13 protein-coding genes are annotated in these 15,448 nt (G+C 73.7%); 5 read left to right on the top strand and 8 right to left on the bottom strand.

What is annotated here, in order from left to right:
* Positions 1-12: 12 nt before the first annotated feature.
* Both KPF22_RS24350 and KPF22_RS24345 read right to left on the bottom strand, forming a co-directional pair.
* Positions 13-456, bottom strand: coding sequence for a GNAT family N-acetyltransferase (locus tag KPF22_RS24350; protein ID WP_208825701.1), 444 nt, complete (start codon positions 454-456; stop codon positions 13-15).
* A gap of 96 nt (positions 457-552) precedes the next feature.
* On the bottom strand, positions 553-2,217 hold the full coding sequence (locus KPF22_RS24345) for a benzoate-CoA ligase family protein (protein ID WP_224403384.1): 1,665 nt from the start codon (positions 2,215-2,217) through the stop codon (positions 553-555).
* A 127-nt stretch (positions 2,218-2,344) separates the two neighbouring features.
* On the opposite strand from KPF22_RS24345, the gene KPF22_RS24340 reads away from it, so the two are divergent.
* The gene (locus tag KPF22_RS24340) at positions 2,345-3,151 is read left to right on the top strand and encodes a PIG-L family deacetylase (RefSeq protein ID WP_208825722.1); all 807 of its coding nucleotides are present in this window, start codon (positions 2,345-2,347) and stop codon (positions 3,149-3,151) included.
* On the opposite strand, the gene KPF22_RS24335 is transcribed toward KPF22_RS24340, so the two are convergent.
* Positions 3,144-4,265: an acyltransferase gene (locus KPF22_RS24335; protein ID WP_224403383.1), complete on the bottom strand. Its 1,122-nt coding sequence runs from the start codon at positions 4,263-4,265 to the stop codon at positions 3,144-3,146. The genes KPF22_RS24340 and KPF22_RS24335 overlap by 8 nt on opposite strands.
* A gap of 237 nt (positions 4,266-4,502) precedes the next feature.
* Here KPF22_RS24335 and ctaD point away from each other — a divergent pair, with 237 nt between their 5' ends.
* The 3 genes from ctaD to KPF22_RS24320 are packed head-to-tail and all read left to right on the top strand — an operon-like array spanning position 4,503 to position 8,279.
* Entirely contained in the window at positions 4,503-6,257 is a 1,755-nt protein-coding gene (ctaD, locus tag KPF22_RS24330) for a cytochrome c oxidase subunit I (protein ID WP_224403382.1), read from the top strand.
* Positions 6,258-6,315: 58 nt separating this feature from the next.
* Positions 6,316-7,527 carry a phosphoserine phosphatase SerB gene (gene serB / locus KPF22_RS24325; protein ID WP_374107527.1) on the top strand — a complete coding sequence of 404 codons (1,212 nt, stop codon included), beginning with the start codon at positions 6,316-6,318 and terminating at the stop codon, positions 7,525-7,527.
* Positions 7,524-8,279, top strand: coding sequence for a peptidyl-tRNA hydrolase (locus tag KPF22_RS24320; protein ID WP_374107526.1), 756 nt, complete (start codon positions 7,524-7,526; stop codon positions 8,277-8,279). The genes serB and KPF22_RS24320 overlap by 4 nt, the downstream gene beginning before the upstream one ends.
* Positions 8,280-8,338: 59 nt before the next feature.
* Here KPF22_RS24320 and KPF22_RS24315 read toward each other — a convergent pair whose 3' ends face one another.
* Together KPF22_RS24315 and KPF22_RS24310 are read right to left on the bottom strand one after the other, a co-directional pair.
* Positions 8,339-8,755, bottom strand: coding sequence for an organic hydroperoxide resistance protein (locus KPF22_RS24315; protein ID WP_208825732.1), 417 nt, complete (start codon positions 8,753-8,755; stop codon positions 8,339-8,341).
* 73 nt (positions 8,756-8,828) lie between these two features.
* Positions 8,829-10,919, bottom strand: coding sequence for an ATP-dependent DNA helicase (locus tag KPF22_RS24310; RefSeq protein WP_374107537.1), 2,091 nt, complete (start codon positions 10,917-10,919; stop codon positions 8,829-8,831).
* Positions 10,920-11,064: 145 nt separating this feature from the next.
* Here KPF22_RS24310 and KPF22_RS24305 point away from each other — a divergent pair, with 145 nt between their 5' ends.
* Entirely contained in the window at positions 11,065-11,955 is an 891-nt protein-coding gene (locus KPF22_RS24305) for a thioesterase family protein (RefSeq protein ID WP_208825734.1), read from the top strand.
* 87 nt (positions 11,956-12,042) lie between these two features.
* Here KPF22_RS24305 and KPF22_RS24300 read toward each other — a convergent pair whose 3' ends face one another.
* From KPF22_RS24300 to KPF22_RS24290, 3 genes are read right to left on the bottom strand one after another with little or no spacing between them, the layout of a single operon-like run.
* Positions 12,043-12,714: a GntR family transcriptional regulator gene (locus tag KPF22_RS24300; RefSeq protein ID WP_224403381.1), complete on the bottom strand. Its 672-nt coding sequence runs from the start codon at positions 12,712-12,714 to the stop codon at positions 12,043-12,045.
* Complete coding sequence (locus KPF22_RS24295; protein WP_208825738.1) at positions 12,711-14,057, bottom strand: folylpolyglutamate synthase/dihydrofolate synthase family protein; 1,347 nt, start codon at positions 14,055-14,057, stop codon at positions 12,711-12,713. The genes KPF22_RS24300 and KPF22_RS24295 overlap by 4 nt, the downstream gene beginning before the upstream one ends.
* Positions 14,058-14,060: 3 nt before the next feature.
* Positions 14,061-15,434: an L-serine ammonia-lyase gene (locus tag KPF22_RS24290; protein WP_224403380.1), complete on the bottom strand. Its 1,374-nt coding sequence runs from the start codon at positions 15,432-15,434 to the stop codon at positions 14,061-14,063.
* Positions 15,435-15,448: the final 14 nt, after the last annotated feature.

The following is a 15,448-nucleotide window of genomic DNA, read 5'->3' as shown; positions in this document are numbered from 1 at the left end:
GCCCGGGCCGGCTCAGCCCTGGTTCTGCACCAGCGCGGCCGGGACCTGCTTGCGCAGCTCGCCGACGTCGTTGCGGGCGAAGCCGCGCGCGGTGAGCCAGGCGGTGACCGGCTCGGGGTCGGGGTGGCCGTGCGGCACGACGTTGTACAGGTAGTTCAGCCGCCGCCGGCCCGCCTCGGCCTCCAGCCGCTCCAGCACGAACGAGCCGACGCCGGAGTGCCGGGCCGCGGGGGCGACGAGGACCAGGATCTCGGCGTCACCCCAGCTGCCGTCGAGCCGGCCGTAGGCGACGGTCGTGCCGTCGGTGTCCTCGACGCGCCACCACTCGTCGCCGAGCGGGTCGCCGTCGCCGGGACGGCCGAGGCCGAACAGCGCGGGGTCGAGACCGTCGAGCACCCGGCCCTTCCGGTCGTCCCAGGTCGCGGGGGTCTCCGGGATCCAGTCCCACGTGTCCACGCCGGCCTCCTCGCCGTCGGTGTGTCCGCCGAGTGAACCCCGGCGGAGCGGCCCGGGTCGAGCGAACGTCCTACATCGAGACACTCCGGACGGGTCTCAGACCACCGTCTCCGGGTCGCCGGGGTGCCCCGTGGTCCCCGGCAGTGCGGCGGCGTGCGCGCGCAGCCGGTAGCGCTGGATCTTCCCGGTGGGGGTCTTGGGCAGCTCGTCGACGGTGACCACGGCGCGCGGCCGCTTGAACGAGGCCAGCCCCTCACGGCAGAACGCGACCAGCTCGGCCTCCGACGGCGCCGCCGCCGGGTCGCGGGGCACGACGAACGCGACCGGCTTGTCCAGCCCGTCGTCGTCCGGGATCCCGACGACGACCGCCTCCGCGAGACCCGGGTGCTCCAGCAGGCGGGCCTCGACCTCGCCGGGGGAGACCCAGATGCCCCCGACCTTGAGGACGTCGTCGGCCCGGCCCAGACAGGTCCACGACCCGTCCTCGCCGCGGACGTACTGGTCGCCGGTGCGCATCCAGCGGCCCTGGAACACCGCGCGGTTGACCTCGGTGCGGCACCAGTAGCCGGTGCACACGGAGTCGCCCGCGACGTAGAGCATGCCCTGCTCGCCGGGGCCGTCGATGACGCTGCCGTCCGGCCGTCGCAGCTCCACCTCGTAGCCGGGGACCGGGAAGCCGGAGCTCCCCGGCACGACCTCGCCCGGCCGGTTGGAGATGAAGATGTGCAGTGCCTCGGTGGAGCCGATCCCGTCCAGGACCTCGAAGCCGTAGCGGTCGAGGACGCCGTGGAACATCCGCGCGGGCAGCGCCTCGCCCGCCGACGCGCCGCGGCGCACGGTGGCGAACCGCTCGCGCGGCAGGTCGGCGGCGATCATCGGGCCCCAGAAGCTGGGGACGGCGAAGAACAGCGTCGCGCCGTGCTGCTCGGCGAGGCGGGAGTAGTGCTCGGGGTTCGGCCGTGACGGTTCGAGGACCGTGCAGGCGCCGACCGAGAGCGGGAAGAACATCGAGTTGCCGATGCCGTAGGCGAAGAACAGCTTGGCGACCGACAGGCAGACGTCGTCGCGGTCGATTCCGAGGACCTGGCGACCGTAGGTGTCGGCGACGAACCGGATGTCGTCGTGGCGGTGCATGGCGCCCTTGGGCTTGCCGGTCGTGCCCGAGGTGTAGAGCCAGAGCGCCTGGGACTCCGCCCAGGTCGGGTGCGGCTCGGGCAGCGGGTCGGCGCCGTCGAGCAGGGCGTCCCAGGTCAGGGAGGTGACCCCGGCGACCAGCGGGTCGGCCCCGGTCAGCACGACGCGCTCCAGGTCGGGCGCCCCCGCGACGGCCTCGGTGAGGTGCGCGGCGAACGCCTCGCCGCCGATCACGGTGGTCGCCCGCGAGTCCCGGACGAGCACGGCGAGCTCGCGTCCGGTCAGCATCGTCGAGCACGGCACGGCGACCGCGCCCGCCCACAGGGTCGCGAGGATCGCGGTGAACAGCTCGACGTCGTCGGGCATCACGAGCAGCACGCGCTGCTCGGGCCGCACGCCGGCCCGGCGCAGGGCCCCGGCCACGAGCCGGACCCGGTCGGTCAGGGCGGCGTAGGTGAGCGAGCCGCCGGGGAACCGGACGGCGGTGCGGCCGCCGTCCCCGGCCCCGACCCGGGCGGCGGTGAGGTGCGCGGCGGCGTTGAACGCCTCCGGCGCCTGCGCGCTGCGGGGGGCGGGCAGGGCGGTGTGGGCGGGATCGACGTTGTCGACGCTGACGACATCGGCCATGGTGGGTGGCTCCTGTGCCGGTTCGGGGACATGTGATGCTACACACATCGGACGGCGCGTCAACGGTGTGTAGATCGACGACGGCCCGGTGCGGGGCGGCCGGGACCGGCTCCTAGGCTCACCGTCCGTGGGGACCCTCGTCAGCTTCCATGCCCATCCCGACGACGAGTCGATCGGCACCGCGGGCACGCTCGCCAAGGCCGCCGCGCTCGGCCACCGCGTCGTCCTCGTCTTCGCCACCCGTGGCGAGCTGGGGGAGCCGGTACCCGGCGTCCTGGCCGAGGGGGAGCAGCTGCCGGTCCGCCGCTCCGCGGAGTGCCACGCCTCGGCCCGCGCCCTCGGCGTCGCCCGCGTGGAGTTCCTCGGCTACGTGGACTCCGGGATGATGGGCGAGCCCAGCAACGACGCCCCCTACTGCTTCTGGCAGGCCCCGGTGGAGCACGCGGCCAAGCGGCTCGCGCTGATCCTCGAGGAGGAGGAGGCCGACGTCCTCACCACCTACGACGACAACGGCGGCTACGGCCACCCCGACCACATCCAGGTGCACCGGGTCGGTGCCCGCGCCGGGGAGCTCGCCGGGGTGCCGGTCGTCGCGCAGAACACCACCAACCGCGACTGGCTGCTCCGCGGCATGCGCGGTCTCCGGAAGGAGCGCGGCGACGACTGGCAGATGCCCGAGATCCCCGACGACGGGTCGTTCGGCAAGCCCGAGTCCGAGATCACCCACCGGGTCGAGGCCGTCGAGTACGCCGAGACCAAGCGGGCCTCGATGCGCGCGCACGCCAGCCAGATGGGCCCCGACCACTTCATGCTGACGATGCCGGACCCGGTGTTCGCGATGGGACTGGGCACCGAGTTCTACATCGTCGACGCGCAGCCGAACCCGGCCACCGCGCCCGAGATCTGGACCGAGGTCTTCGAGCCGCTCAGGTAGCGCCCGCGCGCCGGTCCCACGCCCGCATCAGCGCGGCGTGGGCCGGGCGTTCCACCAGCCGGGTCAGCGCCCAGCCGAGCAGCACCGCCGTCGCCAGCATCGCCGCGGACTGCAGCAGCGGCCCGGCGCCGAGGTCCTGCAGCCGGCGCATCAGCACGTAGCCGACGGTCTGGTGCACCAGGTAGACGCCGTAGGAGATGCCGGCGAGCCTGCGCACCGCCGTCGCCAGCGGGGCGGGCATCCGCGAGCCCGGCCGGGGCAGCCGGGCCACCACGGCGACGAGCGCGATCCCGGCGCAGACCAGCGCGGCGGCGACGGCGTCGAGGTGGTCGAGGTCGATCCGCACGACGCCGTCGGGGCCCGGCGCGAGGCCGTGCACGAACTGGGCCAGGCCGCACACCGCGAGCAGGGCGATCGCGTGCGGGGTGCGCATCCGCCGCGTCGACCACAGCCACACCGCGATCCCGGCCACGAACAGGTGCAGCCGGTGGAACCCCAGCCCGTCGACGACGGTCCGGTACCACCACGGCGGGTCGGCGACGTCTCCCGGCCGCGCCCGCAGCGGCCACAACAGCAGCGGGACGACCACCATCGCCCACAGCAGCACCCGCAGCCGCGGCCCGTACCCCCAGCGCGTCACGCTCAGCACCGCGGCGGCGGTGAACGCCATCAGCTGCAGCGGCAACGTCCAGAACGCCGGGTCGAGCCACGGGTAGCGCTCGGTGTCCCAGTTCCCCAGCATCAGCCAGTTGACGACCATCTCCCGTGCCGGCGGCGACGCCCAGTCCGGCGGCGACACGAAGCGCAGGGCCACCCAGGCCAGCGGCACCGCGACGACGAACGCCGGCAGCAGCCGCGCGACCCGCCCCCACCAGTAGCGCCCGGGGGAGTGGCGGCCGAGCGTCGCGCAGGCGAAGTAGGCCGAGACGACCAGCAGCAGGCTCGCCCCGACCTGGTGGTCGAAGGAGACGCTGCGCGGCGCCAGCTCCGGGTGGAGCACCGGGCCGAGGTGCGTGGCGTGGTAGAGCACGACCAGCAGCACGAAGGTGCTGCGCAGTACGTCCCAGCCGGGCTCCCGGCGCCGGGTCCCCGGCGGGGGTGTCGGAACCACCACACCTCCACCGTCGCACACCGCCGGCGACCTGTTGATCCGGGTGAAGGGCGCCCTGAGTGCGCGGGCGGGGGCTGTCGGTTCTACTCTCCGTAGAGCACAATCGGCGCGCGCCGTGCGACGAGCCGGGACCCACGGAGTGGATCTCCCGGACCGGACGGGCGCCGCTCGCCGGTCGGGAAGTAGAGTCTGCCCGTCCGCGAGGACGTGCTCAGGTCAGGCAAGTGCATGGAGGCCCAGGTGACAGCCGTCGAGCCCAAGCCGATCTCGACGCGCCCGTATCCGGCGCGGCGTGAGGGCAAGGGATCCACGTTCCTCAAGATGTTGAGGACGACGGACCCGAAGGACATCGCGATCCTCTATCTGACGACGTCGTTCGGCTTCTTCGCCGTCGGCGGCGTCATGGCGCTGCTGATCCGCGCCGAGCTCGCACGGCCGGAGCTCCAGTTCCTGTCGACCGAGCAGTACAACCAGCTGTTCACCATGCACGGCACGATCATGCTGCTGCTGTTCGCGACGCCGATCGTCTTCGGTTTCGCGAACTACATCGTGCCGCTGCAGATCGGTGCCCCCGACGTCGCGTTCCCGCGGCTCAACTCGTTCTCGTACTGGCTGTACCTGTTCGGCGGCCTCATCGTCGTCTCCGGCTTCCTGACCCCGGGCGGCGCGGCGGACTTCGGCTGGTTCGCCTACACCCCGCTGTCGGACGCGGTGCGTTCGCCGGGGCCGGGCGGTGACCTCTGGATCATGGGTCTGGTCGTCTCCGGTCTGGGGACGATCCTCGGTGGCGTCAACTTCGTGACGACCATCGTCTGCATGCGCGCGCCGGGCATGACGATGTTCCGGATGCCGATCTTCACCTGGAACATCTTCATCACCGCGCTGCTGATCCTGATCGCGTTCCCGATCCTGACCGCCGCGCTGCTGGCGCTGGCCGCGGACCGCCACCTGGGTGCGCAGATCTTCAACCCGGCCAACGGTGGTGTGGTGCTCTGGCAGCACCTGTTCTGGTTCTTCGGCCATCCGGAGGTCTACATCGTCGCGTTGCCGTTCTTCGGCATCGTCTCGGAGATCTTCCCGGTGTTCTCCCGCAAGCCGTTGTTCGGCTACAAGGGCCTGGTCTTCGCGACCATCGCCATCGCGGCGCTGTCGGTCGCGGTGTGGGCGCACCACATGTACGCTACCGGCGCGATCATGCTGTCGTTCTTCGCCTTCACCACGTTCCTCATCGCCATCCCGACGGGCGTCAAGTTCGTCAACTGGATCGGCACCCTGTGGAAGGGCAAGATCACCTACGAGACGCCGATGCTGTTCTCGGTCGGCTTCCTCGTCACGTTCCTCTTCGGCGGCCTGACCGGCATCCTGCTCGCGATGCCGCCGGTGGACTTCCACGTGTCGGACACCTACTTCGTCGTCGCGCACTTCCACTACGTGCTCTACGGCACGATCGTGTTCGCGACCTTCGGCGGGATCTACTTCTGGTTCCCGAAGATGACCGGCCGGTTCCTCGACGAGAAGCTCGGGAAGATCCACTTCTGGCTGACCTTCGTCGGGTTCCACCTGACGTTCCTGGTGCAGCACTGGCTGGGCAACGAGGGCTACCCGCGTCGCTACGCGGACTACCTGCCCTCGGACGGCTTCACCACGCTGAACACGATCTCCTCGATCGGCGCGTTCATCCTCGGTGCCTCGACGCTGCCGTTCTTCTACAACGTGTTCAAGAGCTACCGGTTCGGCCGGGTGTGCACCGTCGACGACCCGTGGGGCTTCGGCAACTCGCTGGAGTGGGCGACCTCGTCCCCGCCGCCGCGGCACAACTTCACCGAGCTGCCCCGGATCCGCTCCGAGCGCCCGGCGTTCGACCTGCACTACCCGCACCTGGTCGAGAAGGCGCGCGCCGAGGCGCACGTCGGCAACCGGGCGCACCCGACCGAGGTCCTCGCGCAGTCGGTCGGCAAGGAGTCCATGCCGGACGACGACCCCAAGTCGAACTGAGGTGTCGGCGGTTCACACCGTCCCTCCCGGTCCGGCCCGGCCCACCGTGCTCGTCACGGTGACCGGGCCGGACCGGCCTGGTGTCAGCTCCGTCCTGTTCACCGCGCTCACCGCGGCCGGGGTCGAGCTGCTCGACCTGGAACAGGTCGTGGTGAACGGCCGGCTCACCCTGGGCGCGCTCGTCGTGCCGGCGGGGGATCCGGAGGACCTGCAGGAGACGGTCGGCGCGGCGATGGACTCCATCGCCATGACCGTGCACATCGAGATCCAGCGCGACGGTCGTCAGGCCGCCCGGACGCCGTCGACGCACGTCGTCACGGTGCTGGGCAGGCCGATCACGGCCCGCGCGTTCGGCGCGATCGCCGCGGAGCTCGCCGCGGTCGGCGCCAACATCGACTCCATCCGCCGGGTCGCCGACTACCCGGTGACCGGGCTGGAGCTGCTCGTCTCCCCGGTCCCGGAGGGCGACGCCGACGCCTACCCGCCCGGCACGCTGCGCAGGCGGCTGGTCCGGGTGGCCCGGCAGGCGGGCGTCGACGTCGCGGTGGCCCGGGCCGGGCTGGCCCGGCGCAGCAAGCGGCTCATCGTGTTCGACGTCGACTCCACCCTGATCCAGGGCGAGGTCATCGAGATGCTGGCCGCCCGCGCCGGGGCCGAGGTCGAGGCCGAGGTCCGGCGGGTCACCGAGGAGGCCATGGCGGGCCGGCTCGACTTCACCGAGTCGCTGACCCGCCGCGTCGCCGCGCTGGAGGGGCTGCCCGCTTCCGTCGTCGACGAGGTGGCCGCCGGGATCGAGCTGACTCCCGGCGCCCGCACCACGATCCGCACGCTGCGCAGGCTCGGCTACCGCTGCGGCGTCGTCTCGGGTGGGTTCACCCAGGTCATCGCCGGTCTCGCCCGCGAGCTCAAGCTCGACTTCGTGGCCGCGAACGAGCTGGAGATCTCCGGGGGGACGCTGACCGGGCGGGTCGTCGGCGAGGTCGTCGACCGGGCCGGGAAGGCCGTCGCGCTGCGCCGATTCGCCGAGACCCACGACATCCCGCTCGACCAGACCGTCGCGGTCGGCGACGGCGCGAACGACATCGACATGCTCTCCACCGCCGGGCTCGGGGTGGCGTTCAACGCCAAGCAGGCGCTGCGCGAGATCGCCGACACCTCGGTGTCGGTGCCCTACCTCGACGTCGTGCTGTTCGTCCTGGGCATCACCCGCACCGAGGTCGAGGCCGCCGACGCCGCCGAGGGTGTGCTCCGCCGGGTCCCGCTGGCGTGACCGGCCCCGCACCGATCCTGCACCTGCTCGCGGGCCGCTACGGGTCCGGGGCGCGGGAGCGCGACATCGCGCCGGAGGCCGACGGCGTCGTCCGGGCGATGCCGGTCGTGCTGCGGATCGAGCGTGACCCGCTCCCCGGACGCACGGCGCTGCTGGAGGCCGCCGCGACGGCCGCGGTCGCCGTCTGCACCGACCCGCGGGCCCAGCCCGGCGGCGACTGGTCCGACGCCGTCGCCCCCTGGGTGGACGGGCGCATCCGCAAGATCGCCCGCCGGGCGCGCGGCGCGCACTGGCGTGCGGTCCAGGAGCTGCCCGGCGTGACGGTGCGGGTCGGCGACGCCGAGGCCCGCGCGCTGTTGCCCGGACCGGTCGACGAGGCGCCGAAGGTGGTGTCGCGGCTGCAGATCGGGGGCACCGAGCTGCCCGTCGACGAGCCGGGCCCGCCCGATCCCGGCGCCCCGCTGGTGCTGCTGTCCCCGTACGCGGAGATGACGGTCGGCAAGGCCGCCGCGCAGGTCGGGCACGCCACGATGCTGCTCGGTGCGGCCCTCGGCTGGCCGGTCGGTGCGGCACCGGTGTGCGCGGTGCGGACCGCGGACCGGGCCGACTGGGACCGGCTGTGCCCGGCCGCCGACGACGGCACCGACGGCGTGGTCGGGGTGCGCGACGCCGGGTTCACCGAGGTCGACCCCGGCACCATGACCTGCCTCGCGCTGGCCAGGGCCGCGTGTGCCGGGACCGGCGGGCGGTGATCCACCGGGTGTGCCCCCGACACCTTCCCCCGGCACCGTGACGACCCCGGGCCCCGTGGTCAGACGGTCGCGGTGAGGGTGACCTCGACGTTGCCGCGGGTGGCCTTGGAGTACGGGCACACCTGGTGGGCGGCCTCGACGAGCTCGTCCGCGACCGCCTGGTCCAGGCCCGGCAGGTGCGCGGTGATGTCGGCGGCCACGTGGAAGCTCACCTCGTCGGGCGCCAGCTGGATGGTGGCGGTGACCTGGGTGTCGTCGGGGACGGTGGTCTTCGCTGTGCGGGCGGCCAGCCGCAGCGCGCCGTGGAAGCAGGCCGCGTAGGCCGCGGCGAACAGCTGCTCGGGGTTGGTGGCGCCCCCGGGGCCGCCCAGCTCCGGCGGCATCTTCAGGTCCTGGTCGATGAAGCCGTCGTCGCTGCGGATGTGGCCGTCGCGGCCGCCGCCGGTCGAGGTGGCCTCGGTCGTGTAGTTCGCCATGGGTGCGCCTCCGGACTCGATTGGTTGCACACAACCTATCTCGGGTCGGGCCCCGTCCGCCGTATGGAGCCGGTCACGAGGACTCGCGCAGCCGGCGCAGCGCGCCGTGCACCTTCTCCCGGTCGGTGGTCTCCCAGAACGGGGGCAGGCTCGCCCGCAGGAAGCCGCCGTAGCGCGCGGTCGCGATCCGCGGGTCCAGGATCGCGACGACGCCGCGGTCGTCGGTGGCGCGCAGCAGCCGTCCGGCGCCCTGGGCGAGCAGGAGCGCCGCGTGCGTCGCCGACACCGACAGGAAGCCGTTCCCGCCGCGCGCGTCGGTGGCCTTCTGCCGGGCAGCGATCAGCGGGTCGTCCGGGCGCGGGAACGGGATCCGGTCGATGATCACGCAGGACAGCGACGGGCCGGGCACGTCCACGCCCTGCCACAGCGACAGCGTGCCGAACAGCGAGGTCTCCGGGTCCTCGGCGAACCGCTTCACCAGCAGCATCGTGGAGTCGTCGCCCTGGCACAGCAGGGGCGTGTCGAGCTTGCCGCGCAGCGCCTCGGTGGCCTGCTTCGCCGCGCGGGTCGAGGAGAACAGACCCAGCGTGCGGCCCCCGGCGGCGCGGACGAGTCCCTCGATCTCGTCGAGGGTCTCCGGGGCGAGGCCGTCGCGGCCGGGGCTGGGCAGCCGCCGGGCGAGGTAGAGGATCCCGGACCTGGCGTGCGCGAACGGGGACCCGACGTCGAGGCCCTGCCAGCGCGGCGCCTCCGGGTCCTGGACCGGGCCGTGCCCCTCGTCGACGCGCGACGGAGGGGTGGACCCGGCCTCCCTGGGCTGCGACGCGGGCAGGCCCCACTGCCGGGCCAGGGCGTCGAACGACCCGCCCAGGGCCAGGGTCGCCGAGGTCAGCACGGTGGTGCGGGTGTTGAACAGCCGCTCGCGCAGCAGCCCGCCCACCGACAGCGGCGCGACCCGGAGCACCTTGTGGCGGGAGCCGTCGGGCCCCTGCTCACCCAGCCAGACGACGTCGCGGCGCGTGGCCGCGTCGGTCTCGGAGAACGTCTCCAGCAGCCGCGCGGCGGTGTCGACGACCTCGTCGAGCACGGCCTGGGCGAGCTTGCGCGCGGCGGCACCCTCGGGGTCGGCGTCGTCGCTGCGCTTGTTCGCGCCCATCGACTGCCGGCAGCCCGCCCCGGCCGAGAGGATCGCGTTCAGTGCGCCCGCGGCGGCGGTGGTCAGCGACTCCCAGCGCCCGGGGGGCATGTCGTCCAGCACCGCGGCGAGACCCTCACCGGCCTCCGCGAGCCGGTCCGCGGTGTCCTGGTCGACGAGCTTGCCGCAGCGCCGGGCCGCGGTCGCGACGGTGCCCGCGGTCAGCTCGGCGGTGGCCGCGCCGGTGACCCGGTCGACGAGCTCGTGCGCCTCGTCGACGATCACCACGTCGTGCTCGGGGAGCACCTGCGCCTCACCCATCGCGTCGATCGCGAGCAGGGCGTGGTTGGTGACGACGATGTCGGCCCGCCCCGCCTCGGCCTTCGCCTTCTCGGCGAAGCAGTCCTCGCCGACCGGGCACCGGCTCGCGCCGAGGCACTCCCGCGCCGTCACCGACACCTGCCGCCACGCGGAGTCCGGGACGCCGGGGACCAGCTCGTCGCGGTCCCCGGTCTCGGTGTCCGACGACCACTCGTGCAGCCGCTTCACCTGCCGCCCGAGCGCCGAGATGGCGAACGCGTCGAACAGTTGCTCGTCGCCCGGATCGTCGTCCATGTCGCCGTGGAGCTTGTTCATGCACAGGTAGTTCCGCCGACCCTTGAGGATGGCGAAGGTGGGCTCGCGGCCCAGCACCTTCTTCAGGCTCTTCGCGACGCGCGGCAGGTCCCGGTCCACGAGCTGGCGCTGGAGCGCGATCGTCGCCGTCGAGACGACGACCGTGGTGTCGCGTGCGATCGCGTGCCGGATCGCGGGCACGAGGTAGGCCAGCGACTTCCCGGTGCCGGTACCCGCCTGCACGGCCAGGTGCTCGCCGGACGACAGCGAGCGGCGCACCGCGTCGGCCATGCGGTCCTGGCCCTCACGGCGTGAGCCGCCGACCGAGGTGACGGCCACCTCGAGCAGCTCGTGCACACCGGGCAGGTCCTGGGTCCGCACGGGGGCCGTCGAGGGGGGAGGCACGTCCGGCAGGTTACCGAGCGCCCCCGACAGGTCCGGCCGTGACCGTGCCGCTCGGCACCCGGGACCGCGCACCCGGCGTACCCGGGCCGCTCACCGGGTGTGATACCGGACGGCCGGTTGCCGGTGAGCGGCGACACAGCGTCACGATGGGGGGGTGACAGCAACCATCACGACGCCGACCGTGCCCGAGCCGGGGATGTTCCCGGTGCTGATCGAGCACGAGGCCCGCTACGCCGACCTCGACCCGAGCCGCCGGATCGGCCGCGACGCCCTGGTGCGCTGGTTCGAGGACGCCCGCGTCGCCGTCGAGCGCGACACCTTCGGCGCCGACCTGGTCGCCCGCCTGCAGTCCCGCGTGCGGCTGCTGCTCGCCGCCATCCGGGTCGACGTGCTGGCCCCGCTGCGGGTCGCCGGCTCCTACCGGATCGGCATCGGCGTCAGCCACATCGGCACCACCTCGTTCTCCTACCGGTACGCGGTCTTCGCCGGCGACGAGTGCGTCGCCACCGGCGAGTCGACCTCGGTGCACACCGACGGCGACGCCCCGACCCCGCTGACCGACGAGGTCCGCGGCGCGCTGACCACCCTGCGCATCGAGGCCCCCGCCCCGGTCCGTCCCGAGCGCGGCGAGGCCCGCGCCGTGCGCGAGAACTACCCGTTCCGCTGGGACGTCCGCACCCGCTTCACCGACCTGGACACCAACCGGCACGTGAACAACGTCGCGCTGGCCTCCTGGTACCTCGACGGCCTCGCCGAGCTGCACTCCGACGTGCTGGGCTACCCCGCGGGCGGCCCGCTCGACGGGCTCTCCCCGTCGACGCTGTCGGTCCAGTACCTCTCCGAGGTGCACTACCCGGGCATCTACCAGATGCGCGTCGCGGTCACCGAGATCGGCGAGGACACCGTCCGCTACGTCTGCGGCCTGTTCCACGACCGCGAGCTCATCGGCCTGGCCGAGGCCGAGGGCTTCCACCACGCCCCGGGTGAGGACGGCGACCCGGTCCTCCTCGCGGAGAAGCTCGCCCCGTTCCGCTTCCGGGACTGACCCCGCACGTGCACCGAGATGCCGCTCAGCGGGAGTTGTGGACCTCCACACCCCGCTGAGCTGCATCTCGGCGGCGGAGGGCCCGATTCAGAGGACCGCGCGGACGGCGGTCTCGAAGCCGACGACGTGGTCGCGGCTGACGGCCTCGGCGCGGTCGGCGTCGCCGTCGGCGATCGCGGTCAGCAGCGCCGCGTGCTCGTGCACGTGGTGGCCGACCTGGTCCATGCGGTCCAGGAACAGGCAGTGGATCCGTGTGGCCAGGTGGTAGTAGCGGGTGAGCGTGTCCTCCAGGTACGGGTTCCCGGCGGCCCGGTACACCGACCGGTGCACCGTCACGTCCCACCGCATGAGCTCGATCCGGCCCATCCGCGGCGCCTCCAGCGACGCCACCCGCAGGGCCAGCCCACGCAGCTCGTCACGCCGCCACCGCGGGGCGACGACGGCGGCCCGCCGCGCGGCGGTCGGTTCCAGCACGGTCCGGACCTCGCACACGTCGCGCAGGTCGGAGATGTCGACGGCGGTCGCGAACGTCCCCCGCCGCGGGTAGGACACGACCAGGCGCTCGGTCTCCAGCCGCTTCAGCGCCTCGCGCACCGGGGTGCGGCCCAGGCCGAGCCGGGTCGACAGCGCCTCGTCGTCGATCGGGGCCAGCGGCGGGATCTCCAGCATGATCAGCTGGTCCCGGATGGCCACGTAGGCCCGGTCGGCCAGCGACCGCGGGCTGTCGAAGTCCACGAACACGTCCTCGGTGATCGTCATGCGGGCTGTCCCTCGGGAACGGCCGGGCGGTCCAGCCGCGACGCGACCGCGCCGGGCAGCCGGAACGACCCGGTCACCACGACGGGGTCGCCCCCGCCGGTCGTCAGGGCGTGGTCGACGGCGTCGGCCGGGTCCGCGACGGCGACGGCCGGCACCCCGGCCGCCCCCGCGGCCGCGGCGATCTCGGAGGGGCTCCAGTGCCGCGACGCGTGCTGCCCGCCCGGCAGCCCGGTCGCGACGACCCGCGCCCCGGCCCCGGCGACCGCCCGGACGGCCTCGCCCAGGTCCTTGTCCCGGGCCAGCGCCAGCACCCAGGTCACCGGGCGTCCCGGGTGGGTCTCGGCCACCGTGGTGGCCAGCGCGGACAGCTTCAGTGCGTCGTGCGCGCCGTCGAGGACCACCGGGGTGCCCGCGACGGTCCGCCGCTCGAACCGCCCCGGCAGCGAGGTCAGCGCCAGCCCCTGACGGACGGCGAGCGGGTCGAGCCGCCAGCCGTCGCGCCGGGCGAGCACCGACACCGCATGCAGCGCCAGCACCGCGTTCCCGGCCTGGTGCCTGCCGTGCAGGCCCAGCGGCACGTCCGACCACCCGGCCAGGTCCACCGTGGTGCCCGCCGGACCGGTCCGGGCCAGCGCGGCCGCGGCGGCGACGTCCACGACGTCGACCAGGGTGTCGCGGCGTACCGCCTCCCGAGCCACCGCGGCGTCGCTCCCGGGGCCGCCACGGGCCAGCACCGCGCGGCCGCCGACCGGCAGGATCCCGGCCTTCTGCGTCGCGATCTCGCCGAGCGTGCTGCCGAGCATGTCGACGTGGTCCAGGCCGATCGCGGTGAGCACGGCCAGCTTGTCCGGGCGGGCGACGACGTTCGTCGGGTCCAGCCTGCCCCCGATGCCGGTCTCGACGACGGCGTAGTCGGCCCGTCCGGCGACGGCGGCGAACCCGAGTGCGGTCACGACCTCGAAGAACGAGCAGCGCTCTCCCCGGCGCGCCTCGACCGCGGCCACCGAACGCGCGACGGCGGCGAGCCGGTCGTCGAGCACGTCCGCGCGGACCGGGAGGTCACCGATGCGGAACCGCTCGCGGATGCCGTAGACGTGCGGCGAGGCCTGCACGCCGACCCGGAACCCGTGCCGGGTCAGCAGCGACGCGACGAACGCGCACACCGACCCCTTGCCCGCCGTCCCCGCGACGTGCACGGTCCGCACGGCCTCCTGCGGGTCACCCAGCCCGGCCAGCACCTCGCGGGTGCGCTCACGGGGCGCGTCGGGTGCGGCGCCGTCGCGGCGCCCGGTGGCCGGGCGCGACAGCAGCAACCGCTCCAGCTCGTCCTGTCCGGAGAACACGGCTCAGCACTCGACGATGTTCAGCGCGAGACCACCGCGGGCGGTCTCCTTGTACTTGTCCTTCATGTCCGCGCCCGTCTCCCGCATCGTCTTGATGGCCTTGTCCAGCGAGACGTGGTGCACCCCGTCGCCGTGCGCCGACATCCGCGCCGCGGTGATGGCCTTGATCGAGGCGACCGCGTTGCGCTCGATGCACGGGATCTGCACGAGCCCGCCGACCGGGTCGCAGGTCAGCCCGAGATTGTGCTCGATGCCGATCTCGGCGGCGTTCTCGACCTGCTCCGGGGTGGCGCCCATGATCTCGGCGAGCCCGGCGGCCGCCATCGCGCAGGCCGACCCGACCTCGCCCTGGCAGCCGACCTCGGCGCCCGAGATCGAGGCGTTCTCCTTGAACAGCAGCCCGACCGCGCCCGCGGTGAGCAGGAACCGGACGACGGAGTCGTCGTCGAAGCCGGGCAGGAAGCGCTCGGCGTAGTGCAGCACGGCCGGGACGATCCCGGCGGCGCCGTTGGTGGGGGCGGTGACGACGCGCCCGCCCGCCGCGTTCTCCTCGTTGACGGCGAGGGCGTAGAGCGTCACCCACTCCATCGCGTGCAGCGCGTCCGGCTCGCCGGTCGCGGCCTCCAGCCGCTCGCGCAGCGCCATCGCCCGGCGCCGGACCTTCAGCCCGCCGGGCAGCGTGCCGCCGGTGCGGGCGCCGCGCTCGACGCACTCCCGCATCACCGACCAGATGTGCAGCAGCTCGCTGCGCACCACGTCCTCGGTGCGCCGGGACAGCTCGTTGGCCAGCATGATGTCGGAGATCGACAGCCCGTGGGCGCGGGTGAGCCCGAGCAGCTCGTCGCCGGTGGTGAAGGGGTGGGCGACCGGGGTCGCGTCCTCCACCAGGACGGGGCGGCCCGCCTCGTCGGAGTCGAGCACGAAGCCGCCGCCCACCGAGTAGTACTCGCGCTTGTCCAGGACGGCGCCGTCGGCGTCGAAGGCCTGCAGCAGCATGCCGTTGGAGTGGAAGTCGAGCCGGCGGTTGCGGTGCAGGACCACGTCGTCGTCGGGGGCGAAGGTGATCTCGCGGATCCCGCCGAGGCGGATCCGCCCCTCCGCGCGGACGTCGTGGACCATCGGGTCGGCCGCGACCGGGTCGACGAGGTGCGGCTCGTGCCCGGCGAGCCCGAGCACGACGGCCTTCACGCTCCCGTGGCCGTGCCCCGTCGCGCCGAGGGAGCCGAACAGCTCGACCCGCACGGACGCGGTGCGGGGCAGCTCGCCCGACGCGGCGAGCCGCGCGACGAACCGGGCCGCGGCCCGCATCGGGCCCACGGTGTGCGAGCTCGAGGGTCCGATCCCGACCGTGAACATGTCGAACACGGAGATGCTCACGGCCGCTCCGATCC

The sequence above is a fragment of the Pseudonocardia sp. ICBG1034 genome (genome assembly GCF_020131375.1).
Taxonomy (GTDB): domain Bacteria; phylum Actinomycetota; class Actinomycetes; order Mycobacteriales; family Pseudonocardiaceae; genus Pseudonocardia; species Pseudonocardia alni.
This window is presented reverse-complemented; position numbering and strand designations above follow the sequence as displayed.